This is a genomic window from Oscillospiraceae bacterium CM, from assembly GCA_022870705.1.
GTDB lineage: Bacteria > Bacillota > Clostridia > Oscillospirales > Oscillospiraceae > Sporobacter.
The window spans coordinates 1768724-1784860 of record CP072107.1; the positions used below are offsets into that span (position 1 = coordinate 1768724).

Below are 16137 nucleotides of genomic sequence, written 5' to 3' on the forward strand. Positions count from 1 at the left end.
TGCAATCCGTATTATACCGCGATCAAAACAAAAAAGCCATATGCTTAAAAGCATACGGCTTTTATTGACAGGATAACGCTATTCCGATAACTCCTGAACGATATCAAAAACAGCGCTGACATTGAGAAGCTGCTTAATGTCACCGTCAATACTGGCAATTTTCGACGTATACGAAAGCTGCTCGGCACTCCCGGCGATCGCCGGTGAATCAATCAAATCTTCCTCAGAGATGTGGATGACATCCTTGACCGCGTCGACAATCGCACCAACCATCTCGGATTCCAGGGTGACAACGATTATGCAGGCTCTGCCGTCGTATTCAATCATCTCATACCCCAGCTTAACGCGCATATCAAGCACTGGCACGATCATCCCGCGGATATTGATGATACCACGGCAAAAATCAAGCGCATTCGGGATGGGGGCAGCGGGTTGGAATTCGATAATCTCTTGGACGAGGCCGATATCAATGCCGAAATCAATCCCATTGACCGTAAAAATCAGGTACTCTTGTATATCTTCATCCGTTGCCGTCGTCATAAGCGGCTCTTCCATATGATGCACCCCTGTCTTTCGTTATTAGACCTGCAGGCTGTTGACGTCAATGATCAGATTAATGGAACCATCACCCAGCATGGCGCAGCCGCCAATACCGTCCAGCCGTGCGGAACAGCGTTTGAGGTAATTCGGGAGTTTCTTAACGACGACCTGATACTCGCCGTCAAGGCTGTCAAAAAAGATGCAGAACTCTCTGTCCTCCGAGGCAATCAGCATGAGCATGCCTTCGGCAAGGTCTGAAACAGCGTCGTCTATGTTGAAAAACCGGCTCAGGCGGAACAGCGCGTAACAATTGCCCTGCAGCATGATCATTTCGTTGCCTTCGGGGTCCGTAAAAATATCATCGAGATTCGGCTTGACGGCCGAGCGGACGGAGACAGTCGGCACAATGAAATTCATTTTTCCGACGCTGAATTTCATGCCGTCCACAATTGTCAGTGTCAGTGGGATACGAATGGTGTGTACCGTGCCTTTTCCCGGTGTGCTGTCCACAGTGACCGAGCCGCCAATGAGGCCGATATTCTTGCGGACAACGTCCATGCCGACGCCGCGCCCGGAAAACTCCGTGACAGCGTCTTTCGTTGAAAAGCCCGGCAAGAAAATGAGGTTGTAGACGTCTTTGTCCGACATCTCCACGTCTGTTTTCGTTATAATCCCTTTTTCATAGGCCTTTTTCAAAATTTTCTCGCGGGACAGGCCACCGCCGTCGTCCGAGATGGTGACGATGACATCGCTGCCCGTCATTTTAGCTTCCAGCGTGATTTTTCCATGGGCGGGTTTGCCAAGGGCGCGGCGTGTGGCTTCATCCTCAATGCCGTGGTCAACAGAATTGCGGATAATGTGCAAAAGCGGATCGGACAGATTGTCGATCACGTTTTTATCGACCTCCGTCTCCTCTCCGAAGATTTGAAGGTCAATCGTTTTATCAAATTTCTTGGCCATGTCCCGGATGAGACGGCGCATCTTCTGGAACAGCGTTGAGACCGGGATCATACGGATGGACATGACAATATCCTGCAGCTCATTGATGAGCGCATGCAACTGCTGGGCAGCCGAATCAAAGCTGTCATGCGTTTGGCTGCCGAAGTCGGCGTTGCTCATAACCATGGACTGCGCCGTGACGATTTCACCGACGATATTGAGCAGATTGTCCAGCTTATTGACATTAACGCTGATAAAATTCTGTTTTGAGATTGACTCTGTACCGCCGCTTTCAGCGGCAGCTTGATGCTCCTGATGCTTCTCGACGGCTACTTCTGCAGTGTGCTCTTTGACAAGACGAATGGCGGCGGGGATCTCCTCGTCATCACCCTCGATCGGCAGAATGCTGCACGATTTTAGGAAGAGCGTCTCATCGATAATCGCCTTAATTTTGTCAGGATTCTCCGGTGTCTGGAGGTACAGCTTAAAGCCGTTAATCTGAATTTCCTCCGACGCGGCATCAACGTTTAAGTCTTCTGGGACGTGCGCGCAGCGAACGTCCTGCTTGCAAAGATTCTGGACGACGCCGAATGCACGGATGCTTTCCATCAAACAATTATCTTCAAAATAAATTTTAATCTTATAAAATGCGCCCTCGCCCGTTTTTGTCTCTGCCGGCGTGCCGGATGCAGCCTCTGCCACCCCTTCCGCCACTGCTATTGTCGGCGCTGTCGCCCTTGCCGGACTCGGCTCGACCGATTCGCCCTTCATCCAGGCAACAATCTCTTTAAGCCTGTCGACAATGTCGGAAGCATCGCCGTCCATGGGCGTTTTTTCGAGCAGCTTTGCCAGCTCACCGTTGAAAAATGATACCGTGGTGAAAACGATATCAAAAATTTCGGTCCAGTCCGATACAATACTGTTGTCGTCCCGGATGAGGGCAAACATATCCTCCAGAGAGTGGGCGAGCTTGGCCATGTTGTCAAATTCCATCATGGCAGAAGCACCCTTGACGGTGTGCATCACGCGGAAGATTTCATTAACCTGGTCGGCGTTGAGCTTTTTCTCATTTTCACCCGCAAACAAGGTGTTTTCGAGGGATTCCAGAAGCTGCTGCGTTTCGTATATGTACACATCGAGCATGGACTCGTCAACGTTCATACTGATCCCCTGTTTCTCTAAAGAATTTTGTCGTCAGGCCAGCTTATCGATCGCCGATAGGATGCCTTCCTCCTTGAAAGGTTTGACGATAAAGCCCTTCGCCCCACTCATGATGGCTTCCCGTACCATGGCCTCCTGCCCCATCGCAGACACCATAATGACATTGGCCGCGGGATTGATGGCCAAAATCTCTTTCAGGGCATGCAGCCCGTCCATCTCCGGCATCGTGATGTCCATGGTGACGATATCGGGCGAAAGCGCTTTGTAGCGCTCGACGGCGATTTTGCCGTTTTCCGCCTCTCCGACAACCTCATGAACGCTCTTTTTCAGCATGTTTTTAATGGTAATCCGCATAAAGGCCGCGTCATCCACGATCATAATTTTTGCCATTCAAATAACCTCCAGCAATGTGTTTGGAAAATGCTCATTTTTACACTTAAATCACTTTGACAGCCCTATCGACCGTCTTGATTGTCATTTGACCCGTTTCCAGATCGAAGATGACCGTTCTGCCCTTGTTGCCGCCCGTATCGTGCGCGATGAGTTCTATGCCAAGCCTCTTAAGCGTCTCACGTGAGCTGTGAATGTTGCGTTTGCCCACCTCGTGGACGTCCGACGTGTGCTTGATTACAAACATGGACGCCCCGCCCGCCATTTTCGCTTTCATCCGCGACCGTGACGCACCGTTTTTGATCAGCGCTTCCACGAGGTCGGCAATGCCGGAATCGGCAAATTTCGTTCGCGGGTGATAGGACAAATCAAATCCCTCACTGAAAGGGAGAAGCACGTGAATGAGGCCACCGACTTTTGTCAGCGGATCATAGATGGCAACGCCAATACAGGAACCAAGCCCAAGAGAATAAAGCTGCGCCGGGGCACGGGCAATTTTCATCATTGCAATATCGACAGCATGCCTTAATTCACTCATTACATATACCCTAAAGACCCCAGTATTTTGTCACAGGACGACTTTTCGGGTATAAGGAAAAGATCCCCGATAAGACACTCCTGTTCATTGGAGAGCTCGGATTTGAACATGACCGCGAAATTGCCGCTCTTTCCGGCTTCCGCCATGGCAATATTCAAAACAGCACCGACCATATCAATACTTAAATACGGCGTTGACGGCTGAAGATTAAGTCCAGTCATCTCGTTGACGGCCGTTAAGTATGACCCGCCGAGGATGTTGACGGTTTCCGCAATAACGGATTTTTCAATTGCCGAAAAGCGGCGTCCTTCATCGCTGTGCTTGCGCATTTTCTTGTGAAGCATCATGCTGATGATCCGCTCAGCCTGGCTGATCTCCAAAACAACCATGAAAAAGCCTGTCATTTCGCCCTGAATTTCTAAGAGCCCCGCGACGACGATTTTCTCCGCACCGCCAAGCCTGTCCGGCATCTCGCTGAGCGGGATGAGCATCACGTCCGGCACCGTTTGATTGATCGGGCGCTCTAAAAGGGCGGCCAGCGCCGTCGCGGCGTGGCCCGCGCCGATATTGGCGATTTCCTTTAAAACGTCTCTCTTGTCTGAATCGATGGATTCGGCGTTGCTGTTCATTTATTTCCTCCGTCAGCGTTTTGTCAATGGTATCATAGTATAATTTCGTCACTTTTAATGATAAATTAAGATGAATCATTTTAATTCAGCAGTATCGTCCTAATAGATAAATAATCTCATCGTAAATTGTCTAAATTGTCAGGTCTCGCTCATTTCATGCACAAACAGACGTCATCTGCCAATGAAAAACGCAAAAATTTTTACAACGTATCTTAATTTCGGGACGATTGGAACGATAATTGAATTAGAGCCAATATTTGTTGCACGATCTGCCTTTAATGGCATTTAATTCCTCATTTCGCCATCATATCAACCGCGCGGCAGACGCCGCAGGGTTATATTCGGAAAGGAGATGGCAGGATGTCTACGGTCAGTTCCACATCGGGTTCGTCGGGCTCCGGCACAACAACGGGCACAAATTCAGCCTATCGGACGAGTTCCCGTTTAACAGGCATGTTTTCGTCCCTTGATACGGATGCTCTTGTCAAAAGCATGTGCTCGTCGCAGCAGGCAAAGATTGACGCCGTCAAGCAGAAGCAAACACGTCAGCAATGGTATAACGACGCCTTGGAGGGTGTCCAAGATGACGTGAACGATTTCCTGAATACATATGTCAGCGTGACCGGTTCGTCAAGCATGCTTAAGTCGGCCTCTTACATGTCCTACAAAACCGTTACAGCGAGCACCGCCGGAGCTGTGAGTATTTCGGCGGCGAGCGGTGCCGATACGGGTAATATTACAGTTCAAGTCAGCAAGCTGGCGGCAAACGCCTATGCCGCCAGCAGCGGCAAGGTGTCAAAAAACGGAACGGAAATTTCCTCGAGCAACACGGCCACGCTGGGCAGCCTATCCTTGGCAACACCGCTCCAGTTCGGCACCGACGGAAAAATCACCTTTTCTATCAACAGCAAAACATTTTCTTTTACAAAAGACACAACGCTGCAAAGCATGATCAACACCATTAACACCGATAAAACAGCTAATGTCACAATGAAATACAGCCGTTTGACAGACGCCTTCACCATTACGGCCGATGCCGGCGGGGCCGACAGCAGCGTTAACATCACGAACTTGAAAGGCAACGCCTTCGGCACGAACAGTGCATTTAAAATCGGGACGGGGATCGTCAAAAACGGCAGTGACGCCACCGCTATCATCAACGGAACGACCGTTAATCAGGACAGCAACACCTTTACGATAGACAACATCACCTATAATCTGAAAAAAGTGACGACCGGCACAAGTGAAGAAACGGTCAGCTTCTCTATCGAACGTGACTTCAGCACAACGTCGGACGCCGTCTCAAAATTTGTTGACGCCTACAACACGCTGTATAAAAAACTATCGGCGCTCAACAGTCAGAAGGACTACTCCGCCGATTATCCGCCGCTGACGGATGACCAGAAAGCTGAAATGACGACAGAGCAAATTACAGCATGGGAAACGAAAGCGAAAAGCGGCCTTCTCCGCCATAACACAGACCTCGAAAACCTGCTGTCAAATCTGAAAAACGCCTTTTACTCAGCTCTGGGCGGAACCGGCAGGAACGCAACAGACATCGGCATCTCATTTGCCGGCTACTTTGAAAGCAATGCCGGCCAGATAGTTTTTGACAAGACGGTCTTTGAAGCGTCCCTTGAAAACAACCCGGACGAGGTCGTCAAGATGTTCACAAACGGCAGCAGCACCGCAGCCAGTGCCGATCAGGGGCTTATCTACAAGCTTAAAAACAGCATCACAGGCTATACGTCGGTTGTGACAAACCAGATGAAGACTGCGTCCACTAAAATTACTTCTTACGGGACGGAGGTCAGCGATCTGGAGGACAAGCTGCAATCTCTGGCCGACACGTATTACAAGAAATTTTCGAATATGGAGACGGCGCTGTCTAAACTCAACACTCAAGCCTCTTACATCAGTCAGCTGTTCGGTTCAACATCGTCATAAAATGGTGAGGTATAAACGTGGATTATAAGAAAATTAAACAGGAATACTTAAAGCAAAGCGTGATGACGGCGAGCCCGGCAGAACTGATTGTCATGCTGTTTGACGCGGCTTTGCGGCATTTGAAGCTCGCACAGATTAGCTTGGAAGACAATCAGAACGTCAGCAGCGCGCATACGCATTTCATTAACGCGCAGGAAATTATCCTCGAGCTTGTGAATTGTCTGGATACAAGTGTCGATCTCTCTGCCCAACTGCTGGATATTTACGATTTCCTGCTTCGGACACTGCGCGAGATGAACAGCCGAAAAGACCTCTCCCTCATGCCCGACGTTCTGGAAATTCTCACCGCCATGCGAGACACCTGGGAGAAAATCGCCAAAGCGCCGTATGCACCGACGCAAGAGGTCAGCTGCGGATGAATACGTCCGAACAGCACATCACTGTACTGAGCACGCTGATGGCGGAGGCGCTCGATATCAGCCGCGCCTTGAAGGCATATACCGACGAACACTACGATGTTTTTTTAAGCGGAGATGACGAGAAAATCGTCGCCGTCGTCAACGACCGTGAAAAGATTATCGAAAAGCTTGTCAGTATTGAATATCAGATCGACGACCTCTTGGAAAACGTCGAGGCGTTTGAAAACGGCAGGGCGCTGCCGCCCGACGCCGAAGAACTCCGACGCGCTGCCCGCGCTGTTTTACACGATGTTTCGAAAAAGGATCTGGACATCATGAAGATCATCGGCGGCAAAATGAAAATTTATAAAAATGAAACGCTAAAAGCCAGAAACAAAAAAAATATCTCCGCTTATATGAAAACGGTATTGAGCGAGCAGCCGGGCGACAGTGTTGATTTATCAAAATAACTGCCGGCACAGACCGAAAGAGGTTTGCGATGGACATCAATAAAATCAGCCGCGCGGAAAAGCCGCCCCTATACGGCGTGACATCTTCTTCCGGCGGCGGCACGGCCGGAGAACGCTTCCGCGACCAGATGGGCCAATCGCTGAAGGACAACCTGAAAAAACGCGCGCAGGAGCTGTTTGATGACCTGAAGGAAACGGCGCAGTGTCTTGAAACGCCCGTCAATCTTGATACGTTCGAGCGCTGCCGCCTCTTAATAAAGGAGCTGTTGTCCGACATTCTTCAGAACGCTTACACGCTGCAGACGGAGCAAGTAACAGACGCCAACGGGCGTCAGCGCCTTTTTGAAACTGTTACCGTCATTGATCAGAAGCTCAGCACATTGGCATCCGACCTCTTTGTCGAGACGGGTGATAAGCTCGATATCCTAAGCCGCGTTGACGATATCCGAGGCCTTGTGATGGATCTGCTTCTATGAACAAAAACATCCTGCGCCCTGCTGCGCGGGATGTTTCTTGATGTCACCGATGATTTTTGGCGTTTGCGACAAAAGATGCGGCCTGTTTTCGTTTTTTTATGATATTTTGTGTTTTTTATAAACCGCCGATAAATCCTGTCGATAATATTTGTAAACAGTAATCCGTCCCGTTTGTTCGGGCGCGATTAAATTTGACTACGGGGTGCTGTAACCATGAATAATACGTTTAAAAAATCGAGCATAACGGTTAAGCTGCTGTCCAGTTTTTCCATTGTCGGCGTGGCGCTGATCATCCTTGGCCTGATGGCGCTGGATGTACTCCCGTTTGGGCAGACAGGCCGCATCATCATCGTTATATTCCTTTTCCTGCTGGGGCTGGCAGCCGCCACCATTGTAACGCGTTATTTCAGAAACAACATTATCGCGCATCTTGAGGCTGTCACAACCGGCCTGAATATGCTGGCCGAAGGCAACCTCTCCTATTTTGACAAAGATGTCTGGCTCGACGCATCAAGCACGGAGACATGCAAGCAGTCCGATGCTTTCAACAACCTCATTAAACGTTCGAAGGAAAAGGTTGAAGACACGCGCCAGATCGCCAACGGCGATTTAACGACACACATACATATGCAAAGTGACAACGATGAACTCGGCCAGGCGCTTTTAGACGTCGTTCACAACACGCACCGCGTCGTGAGCGCGATTTTTGCGGCGGCCGATCAGGTCTCCTCCGGCTCCAATCTCGTAGCCGATTCGAGCTTTTCCCTCTCGCAGGGCGCAACAGTTCAGGCAAGCTCCATCCAGCAGCTGACGGCTTCACTTGTTGAGATCGCCTCACAGACGAATCTCAACGCGAAAAATGCGGAAAAAGCAAACGATTTGTCCCAAAAGGCTAAAGTCAATGCTGCCGAAGGCAATGAGCATATGCAGGATATGCTCAACGCGATGGACGAAATAAATGATTCCTCCGCCAACATCGGTAAAATCATAAAGGTCATTGACGATATCGCCTTCCAGACAAATATCCTGGCGCTCAATGCTGCGGTCGAGGCAGCCCGCGCCGGCCAGCACGGCAAGGGCTTTGCCGTTGTCGCTGAGGAGGTCAGAAACCTCGCTGCCAAGTCCGCACAGGCCGCACAGGAGACGACGAATCTCATTGAAGGTTCCAAACGCAAGGTCGAGTCCGGCACGAAAATTGCCAGAGACACGGCTGAAGCGCTTCGCGAAATCGTCACGCATGTTGAGATTGCCGCTGACTTAATCCACTCAATCGCACAGGCGTCAAACGAACAGGCCTTGTCCATAGAACAGATTAACAGCGGTATTCAGCAGGTCTCGGAAGTCGTGCAGACAAATGCCGCGACAAGCCAGGAAAGCGCCGCCGCCAGCGAGCAGCTATCCGGCCAGGCAGCTCAGCTGAAGGAATCTGTCAGTGTATTTAAACTCAAAAGAGCCGGCGGGGCTTCCCGGCAGACAAAAACCGACCGCAGCCCGGAGTCGATTCAGATGCTCAATCAGCTCTCCAGCAAACCGCAGACCAAACAGAAAATTTCGCTGAGTGAAGGTGATTTTGGCAAATATTAAGCGTTAATCAACCTGCAGGAGGGAATCAAGATGAGCGAAGTCATCAATAACGCCGTCAACGAGGAAGATGCCCAAAAAGGCCGTTTTCTGGACTTCTTGGTCGGCACGGAATCATACGGCATTGAAATAAAATATGTGACGGAGATTATTGGCATCCAGAGCATCACGGAGCTGCCGGAGATGCCGGATTATGTGAAAGGCATTATTAACCTGAGAGGGCGCATCATCCCGCTTATCGATATCCGTCTGCGTTTTGCACTTGAGCCGAAGCCATATGATGACAGAACATGTGTCATCGTCGTCGACATCGGCGGCTTCTCCTATGGCTTGATTGTCGACAGTGTTGCCGAGGTGCTGACGATTCCGGACGAGGAAATCTCCCCTCTTCCGGGCCTAAACACCATATCAGGGAACAGATTCGTTAAAAGTATCGGTAAAACACCATCCGCCATCGTTTTGATCTTAGACTGCGAAAAGCTCTTGTCGGATGACGTTATGGGCGAGCTCGCCGATATCAGTGCCTGAGGCGGGTCTTCATTCGCCTGTCAACAAAATAGCTACGGAGAGAACGCCAGCCGTTCTCTCCGATTCACAGTCAAAGAGGTGATGGATTCATTGGTTAAAATTACGGAAAAGGAATTCAAGCAAATCACAGATTACGTGAAAGCCAACTTTGGCATCCAACTGAAGGAAGAAAAGCTGGCACTTGTCACCGGCAGGCTTCAAAGCCTTTTGGTTCAAAAAAATTTCCGGACCTTTTCGGAATATTATGCCTACGTCGTCGGCGATACAACAGGCCAAGCAGCCATTGACCTCATAAATAAAATAACGACGAATCATACATTTTTCATGCGGGAAGTCGAGCATTTTAACTTTTTCCGCGACCGCGTCCTGCCTTATCTGAAAAATGAAATCAGTGACCGCGACCTGCGCGTCTGGAGTGCCGGGTGCAGCACCGGCGAGGAGCCGTATACACTCGCGATGATTATCGACGAATTTTTTGGTGCTGAGAAAAAGAATTGGGATACGGCAATTCTCGCCACCGATATCTCACTCAAAGCCCTCAATGAGGCAAAAAACGGCGTATACAGCAACAAGGAACTGGCGCCCTTGCCCACCCACTGGCGGTCGAATTATTTTAAGAAAGTCGATGCTGAAACAAGTGCCGTCAGCGACGCCATAAAAAACGGGGTCATCTTCCGGCCTTTCAATCTTATGAACGAAACATTTTCCTTCCGCAAGAAATTTCATGTGATTTTCTGCCGGAACGTGATGATCTATTTCAATAATGAAACGAAGGCCGAGCTTGTCAATAAATTTTATGAGATGACAGAGAAAGGCGGCTACCTGTTCATCGGTCAGGCGGAGTCGCTCAACAAGGAGCTGACAAAATACAAATTTGTCATGCCAGCTGTTTATCGGAAGGAATAAGGAGGCTTACCCCGTGCTCTCAAAGAAAATACGTGTATTGATAGTTGACGACAGCGCCCTATTCAGAGGCGTTGTTTCAAAAGGCATTTCGGCAGACCCTGACATTGTCGTTGTCGGAACGGCCATTGACCCGTTTGATGCACGGGATAAAATCGTTGAGACAGACCCTGATGTGATGATCTGTGACGTTGTCATGCCACGGATGGACGGTATTGAATTTATCAGAAGGCTTCTGCCGCAATATCCGTTGCGCGTCGTTGTCGTCAGCTCGCAAAGTGAAGCTGTGCTTGACGCTATGAACGCCGGTGCTGTTGACTTTGTTGCCAAACCTGATACAACGTCCGGCCGCTCTTCCAGCATTTTCATAGCGGATCTAATAGAAAAAATAAAAATCTCCTCCTACGCGAAGCTCCCCGTTGTCCAGTCAGCGGCGCCAGCGGCAAGAAGCATTCTACAGCCCGTTTCAACCGCCACCAAAAAGCTCATCGCTCTGGGGGCTTCGACCGGCGGCACCGAGGCCATTTTCTCTGTTTTAAACGCGCTGCCGACCAACCTACCCGGTATTGTCATCGTTCAGCATATCCCGCCTGTTTTTTCTAGGACTTTCGCCGAGCGTCTTAACAGGACAACGCGCCTGCGCGTGAAAGAAGCTCAGACAGGTGATTTTGTGGAACCCGGCACTGCTTTTATAGCCCCCGGTGACAAGCATCTGATAGTCAACAAAATCGGCGACAAGATCCGTCTGGAATGCTATGTTGGTGAAAAGGTCAACGGGCATTGCCCCTCCGTCGACGTTTTGTTTAACTCTGTGGCGCTCTCCATCGGTAAAGATGCTGTCGGGGTCATCCTGACAGGCATGGGTGCCGACGGCGCAAGAGGGCTCGCGCTGATGCGCCAGAAAGGTGCCAGGACAATTGGCCAGGACGAGGCGACCTCTGTCGTCTACGGTATGCCCAAAGTCGCGTTTGAAATCGGCGCCGTTGAAAAGCAGGCGCCCCTTGATGCCATTGCACAAGCCATCGTCACCGCTGCAACTTAATCGCCTCTTCATCCGAATAACAGCAATTCACAGCATGCGCTTTGACCGGCGCATGCTGTTTTGTCGGCTGATACCGTGTCAGATGCCTATAAGCGCACGCCTAGGATATGCAGAAAACGGATTTTTTCATATGTATATGTTTCAAGCGGATTATGGTCCGTGTCATCCGTATGCGTGGCGACTTGTATGGTTTTCTTCCCTGCGCCACGGCCGGTGTCCACAACAAACAGGGAGTGTTGGAAATACTGGCCGTTAAAGGACATCTGGATGATATCGCCGGGCAGGATGTCCTCTGCCGAGCTCAACGCGGCAAATGGACCGAGCCCACTGTTGCCGACTAAAAATTCATAGAGAAATTCAACGCCGGACCAGGAGGCCGACTTGTTGTTGGCATCATAATAATACCAGCCATTTCGTGCGTGATTCATCACCTGCGCGCCCGCGAACAGGCATTGAGAGACGAAATTGGTGCAGTCACCACCGATGTTTTCATAATTATAATACATGGGGTTTCTCCCATATGCCCATGTGTGCGCATATCCGACAGCGCGAAGCCTGTCATATGACGCCGAACCGTTGCCCATTCCGACCGTCCTTTTCCGTTTCTGTCATTGTATGCAGCGGCGCGTGCATTGTAACACATCTTGCATGAAACGGAAATTTCGTTTAAAATAGAGGCATCAGAAAAAGCGGAGGTTAATCGATGGAAGTGGCGGATACAACCTCAACCTTAGCGAGGTCTTTTTCGGCCTGGGATCACCTGACGCCGGACGAGCGGGAAAGCGTTTTGGCAAACACAACCTTAATGCATTACCCAAAAGGTACCTGCGTGCATAACGGCGAGAATGACTGTAAAGGCATGCTCATTATTAAAAGCGGCGTTTTGCGGACGTATATGCTGTCCGAAAACGGTAAGGAGATCACACTTTACCGGCTCAAAGCAGGCGATGTGTGCGTCCTTTCCGCTTCATGTGTTTTATCGGCCATCACGTTTGACGTACAGATTGACGCCGAGGAAAACGCCGACGTCTATTTTACAAGCTCTCTGTACCTGCAGGGCCTTGTTGAGCGCAATATTTATGTTGAATGCTTCGTCTATAAAACAGCGACCGACCGTTTTTCCGACGTGATGTGGGCGATGCAGCAGATCCTCTTTATGAGCATGGATAAACGTCTGGCTGTCTTTCTCTGGGATGAGATTGCCAAATCAGCCGACGATACGGTGCACCTGACACACGAACAGGTGGCACGTGACGTCGGCAGTGCTCGTGAAGTCGTCAGCCGGATGCTGAAATATTTTTCATCAGAGGGCATCGTCGAACTCTCCCGCGGCGGAATCAGGATCATTGACAAAAAGAAGCTTCGAAAGCTTACCGAGTAGAAAATCGCTTATAAAAGGCGCGGCGGCGGTGATTGCACCGCCGCCGCTTTAACCATTCTCCTGTTATACGTCAAGCAGGCGCAGGATGTCCGCCTTCGGGCGGACGCCGACAGCTGTTTTGACAACCTTGCCGCCCTTGACTACGGCCAGCGTCGGAATGCTCATAACGTTAAACGCCTGCGCCAATTCGGGCTGTTCATCCACGTTGATTTTGCCGACCTTCGCATTTGTGGTTTCATTGGCTACCTCGTCGACAATCGGCGATACCATGCGGCACGGCCCGCACCATGATGCCCAGAAATCGAGCAGAACCGGTTTGTCCGAACGAATGACCTCAGCTTCAAAATTATCTCTTGTGATTGTCAGTACCGACATCTTCATCGCTCCTTTGTTTTTTTGATTAACTTTATTATACCCGAATGGCGCTTTTTATCTGTGAGCAGGTCACATTGCTGTGTGGCGGCGCTTCGTTTTGGCAGGCAAAGCCTTTAGGCCGTTTGATTAGAAAAAAAGCTGTCGCAGGGCAAGACTTGTGTAAAATCATTCTTGTTAATTGAATCCTCCTATGTTAAAATTCAGATAACTATACGTCATACACTCGGCCAAATGTCGGTCAGTAACAAACCCAGCCAAAGGTCGCCGGAATCCGGTACAACACCTGACTTGCTGGGTTTTTGTACGCGAATATTCTCAGGGCATCGCATTTTCGAATCGCGGCAAATAAATTTCATTGAACGAAAGAAGTGGGAGCATGTTCCGAGTCACACGCAAGGAAGAAGTATTTTTTACGATGTTTGAAAACACGGCCGAAATGGCTTGCAAGGCCGCGAAAAAGCTGCATGACCTTATCAGCAATTATTCTGACGTCGATGCAAAAATTGATGCGATTGAAAAGATTGAACACGAGTGTGACATTCTTGTTCATGGTATCGTCGACCAGCTCAACAAATCCTTTATCACGCCGATTGACCGCGAGGATATCAACGAAATCGCCAAGGAGCTCGACAATATCACCGACGCCATTGAGGATACGGCCCACCGTTTTCGAATGTTTGACATTAAAGCTGTCACCGACGACGCCAAGCTCCTTTCCGCCCTCATTGTCCGCTGTACGGAAGAACTTAAATGCGTCATGTCTGAGCTTAAAAACATGAAAACCAGCAAAACGCTGTGTGAAAAAATTATCGAGGTCAATCGCATTGAAAACGAGGGCGACGATATTTACCGCCGTGTAACGGCCGACCTCTTTACAAGCGGTCTGGACGCGTTGGAAATCATCAAATGGAAAGAAATTTACGAGTTCCTCGAGCGCTCCTTCGACGCCTGCGAGGATGTCGCCAATATTGTTGAAGGGATCGTCACAAAGCATGCTTAGTCTGATGCTGATTGCGGTGATTATCGCCGCTTTGACCTTTGACTTTATCAATGGCTTTCACGACACGGCAAATGCCATCGCAACATCCGTTTCGACCCGTGTATTAACGCCGCGAAAGGCTATTATCATGGCTGCCGGTCTAAATTTTCTCGGTGCTCTCGTCAGCACGGGCGTCGCCGAGACGATATCCAAAGGTCTTGTTCACGCCTCTTTAGAGCAATACGTTATTGTTGCTGCGCTGCTTGCCGCTATCATCTGGGACCTTTTCACATGGTATCTCGGCATTCCGAGCAGCTCCTCTCACGCGCTCATCGGCGGCCTTGTCGGCTCGGCTATCGTCTATGCCGCAAGCTTTGATACCATCATCTGGTCGGGTGTCCTGAAAAAAGTTATTATCCCGCTCTTCTCTTCCCCCGTCATCGGCTTTTTGATGGGCTATATCATTATGTCCGGATTGTACAAGCTGCTCAAGCGCTGTACGCCACAGTTCGTCGACAAATGGTTTTCCAAGTTTCAGGTCGTCTCAGCCGCCTTTATGTCATTCTCTCACGGCAGCAACGACGCGCAGAAATCAATGGGTATTATCACGCTCGCGCTTGTCAGCGCCGGTGTCATCAATCGTGATTTCGGCATCCCAGTCGAGGTGAAGCTGGCCTGTGCCCTTGCGATGGCCATCGGCACATCCCTTGGCGGCTGGAAGATCATTAAGACAATCGGCGTCAATATGATCCGCCTTCAGCCAATTGGCGGCTTCGCGGCTGAGACAAGCGCCGCTATCGTCATTCAAGTCATGACAGCGCTCAAAGCGCCCGTGAGCACAACACACGTTATCTCCGCGTCCATCATGGGCGTCGGCGCTTCCAAACGCCTGTCGGCCGTCCGCTGGTCGCTTGTCAAGAATATTATTACTTCCTGGTTTATTACAATCCCGGCAACGATGCTCCTTGGTGCCGGTATAACATTTATCTTTAAGCTGATCGCAAACCATTAATCACATACGGTGGCACGCCCTTTTGGAAAAGGCCGGTATAATGCGCTTCTTTTTGGGGTAATATCCGTATGGAAAGGAGAACGCCATGAAAGCTACTGTAGATAAATCAGGCTGCATCGCCTGCACGCTGTGCGCCTCCATCTGCCCGGACGTCTTCCGTATGGGCTCAGACGGATTGGCGGAGGCTTATGCCGACGTCACCCAAGAGCTGCAGTCCAGTGCCGAGGAAGCGCGGGATTCCTGCCCCGTTTCCGTCATCTCTCTCGAAGACTGAGCGCGAAAGAACTGAATACAATATCCAAAAGGCGGCTTTTACAGCCGCCTTTTATTATTTTGCGGCTTCAAAGTGTCCTCTGACGGATGCCGGAATATATTAGTAAAAGATGAGGTGATGTGTTTGGATACAAGAGAATTATTTGCACGGCTGATTCGCTGCGAGGCAGAAGGCGAGGGTGACGCCGGTATGCGGGCTGTCGCCACCGTCGTTATGAACCGCGTCCACGTCGCGTACGGCGAGTATCTCCGCACAGGTCAGGGCGACCTTCGCCGTGTGATCGAGCAGGCATGCCAGTTTTCCTGTCTGAAAACTGTGATCGGCGGCTCAGATAACGGGCAAAATATCTGGAACATGACGCCGCTGCAGGTTCACTACGATATCGCCGACTGGGCCATTCAGGGCGGCACTTTCACCGGTGTCGGCAGTCAGTCACTCTGGTATATGAACCCGTTTGTCCCGACCTGCCCAGACCCCTTCCCGTATAACGGCTCAGGCTACTGGTTCACGCGCGTTAATCAGCATTGCTTCTATAATCCGACAGACTTATACGCGCAAACATAATTGAATGAAG

The 16137-nt window shown here is 50.2% G+C and carries 20 protein-coding genes; 13 read left to right on the top strand and 7 right to left on the bottom strand.

Annotated features, from left to right (window positions below):
• Positions 1 to 78 precede the first annotated feature (78 nt).
• The 5 genes from IZU99_08750 to IZU99_08770 are packed head-to-tail and all read right to left on the bottom strand — an operon-like array spanning position 79 to position 4197.
• Positions 79 to 555 carry a purine-binding chemotaxis protein CheW gene (locus tag IZU99_08750; GenBank protein UOO37337.1) on the bottom strand — a complete coding sequence of 159 codons (477 nt, stop codon included), beginning with the start codon at positions 553 to 555 and terminating at the stop codon, positions 79 to 81.
• Between the two features lie 24 nt (positions 556 to 579).
• A complete protein-coding gene (locus tag IZU99_08755; protein ID UOO37338.1) occupies positions 580 to 2640 on the bottom strand; it encodes a chemotaxis protein CheA in 2061 nt (686 codons plus the stop codon).
• Between the two features lie 33 nt (positions 2641 to 2673).
• On the bottom strand, positions 2674 to 3030 hold the full coding sequence (locus IZU99_08760) for a response regulator (GenBank protein UOO37339.1): 357 nt from the start codon (positions 3028 to 3030) through the stop codon (positions 2674 to 2676).
• Between the two features lie 46 nt (positions 3031 to 3076).
• Complete coding sequence (locus tag IZU99_08765) at positions 3077 to 3568, bottom strand: chemotaxis protein CheD (protein ID UOO37340.1); 492 nt, start codon at positions 3566 to 3568, stop codon at positions 3077 to 3079.
• The gene (locus IZU99_08770; protein UOO37341.1) at positions 3568 to 4197 is read right to left on the bottom strand and encodes a chemotaxis protein CheC; all 630 of its coding nucleotides are present in this window, start codon (positions 4195 to 4197) and stop codon (positions 3568 to 3570) included. Before IZU99_08770 ends, IZU99_08765 begins: the two co-directional genes overlap by 1 nt.
• Before the next feature lie 360 nt (positions 4198 to 4557).
• Here IZU99_08770 and fliD point away from each other — a divergent pair, with 360 nt between their 5' ends.
• From fliD to IZU99_08810, 8 genes are all read left to right on the top strand, one after another.
• The gene (gene fliD, locus IZU99_08775; GenBank protein ID UOO37342.1) at positions 4558 to 6144 is read left to right on the top strand and encodes a flagellar filament capping protein FliD; all 1587 of its coding nucleotides are present in this window, start codon (positions 4558 to 4560) and stop codon (positions 6142 to 6144) included.
• Positions 6145 to 6161: 17 nt separating this feature from the next.
• A complete protein-coding gene (gene fliS, locus IZU99_08780) occupies positions 6162 to 6563 on the top strand; it encodes a flagellar export chaperone FliS (GenBank protein ID UOO37343.1) in 402 nt (133 codons plus the stop codon).
• Positions 6560 to 7012 (top strand): hypothetical protein, encoded by a 453-nt coding sequence (locus IZU99_08785; protein ID UOO37344.1) that lies wholly within the window; start codon positions 6560 to 6562, stop codon positions 7010 to 7012. The genes fliS and IZU99_08785 overlap by 4 nt, the downstream gene beginning before the upstream one ends.
• Positions 7013 to 7041: 29 nt before the next feature.
• Entirely contained in the window at positions 7042 to 7488 is a 447-nt protein-coding gene (locus IZU99_08790; GenBank protein ID UOO37345.1) for a YaaR family protein, read from the top strand.
• A 213-nt stretch (positions 7489 to 7701) separates the two neighbouring features.
• Entirely contained in the window at positions 7702 to 9072 is a 1371-nt protein-coding gene (locus IZU99_08795) for a methyl-accepting chemotaxis protein (protein UOO37346.1), read from the top strand.
• Between the two features lie 30 nt (positions 9073 to 9102).
• On the top strand, positions 9103 to 9597 hold the full coding sequence (locus IZU99_08800; protein ID UOO37347.1) for a purine-binding chemotaxis protein CheW: 495 nt from the start codon (positions 9103 to 9105) through the stop codon (positions 9595 to 9597).
• Positions 9598 to 9687: 90 nt separating this feature from the next.
• Positions 9688 to 10503, top strand: coding sequence for a protein-glutamate O-methyltransferase CheR (locus IZU99_08805; protein UOO37348.1), 816 nt, complete (start codon positions 9688 to 9690; stop codon positions 10501 to 10503).
• Positions 10504 to 10516: 13 nt separating this feature from the next.
• A complete protein-coding gene (locus IZU99_08810; protein UOO37349.1) occupies positions 10517 to 11542 on the top strand; it encodes a chemotaxis response regulator protein-glutamate methylesterase in 1026 nt (341 codons plus the stop codon).
• An 86-nt stretch (positions 11543 to 11628) separates the two neighbouring features.
• On the opposite strand, the gene IZU99_08815 is transcribed toward IZU99_08810, so the two are convergent.
• Positions 11629 to 12126, bottom strand: a complete 498-nt coding sequence (locus IZU99_08815; protein ID UOO37350.1) for an amidase domain-containing protein — start codon at positions 12124 to 12126, stop codon at positions 11629 to 11631.
• 119 nt (positions 12127 to 12245) lie between these two features.
• On the opposite strand from IZU99_08815, the gene IZU99_08820 reads away from it, so the two are divergent.
• A complete protein-coding gene (locus IZU99_08820; protein ID UOO37351.1) occupies positions 12246 to 12923 on the top strand; it encodes a Crp/Fnr family transcriptional regulator in 678 nt (225 codons plus the stop codon).
• Positions 12924 to 12986: 63 nt separating this feature from the next.
• Here the strand turns inward: IZU99_08820 and trxA are convergent, their stop codons facing one another.
• Positions 12987 to 13298, bottom strand: coding sequence for a thioredoxin (gene trxA, locus IZU99_08825; protein ID UOO37352.1), 312 nt, complete (start codon positions 13296 to 13298; stop codon positions 12987 to 12989).
• A gap of 376 nt (positions 13299 to 13674) precedes the next feature.
• Between trxA and IZU99_08830 the strand changes: the two genes are divergently transcribed.
• The 4 genes from IZU99_08830 (at position 13675) to IZU99_08845 (ending at position 16127) form a co-directional block, all read left to right on the top strand.
• Entirely contained in the window at positions 13675 to 14298 is a 624-nt protein-coding gene (locus IZU99_08830; protein UOO37353.1) for a DUF47 domain-containing protein, read from the top strand.
• Positions 14291 to 15289: an inorganic phosphate transporter gene (locus IZU99_08835; GenBank protein ID UOO37354.1), complete on the top strand. Its 999-nt coding sequence runs from the start codon at positions 14291 to 14293 to the stop codon at positions 15287 to 15289. The genes IZU99_08830 and IZU99_08835 overlap by 8 nt, the downstream gene beginning before the upstream one ends.
• Before the next feature lie 85 nt (positions 15290 to 15374).
• Positions 15375 to 15563: a ferredoxin gene (locus tag IZU99_08840; GenBank protein ID UOO37355.1), complete on the top strand. Its 189-nt coding sequence runs from the start codon at positions 15375 to 15377 to the stop codon at positions 15561 to 15563.
• Positions 15564 to 15680: 117 nt separating this feature from the next.
• On the top strand, positions 15681 to 16127 hold the full coding sequence (locus tag IZU99_08845; protein UOO37356.1) for a cell wall hydrolase: 447 nt from the start codon (positions 15681 to 15683) through the stop codon (positions 16125 to 16127).
• Positions 16128 to 16137: the final 10 nt, after the last annotated feature.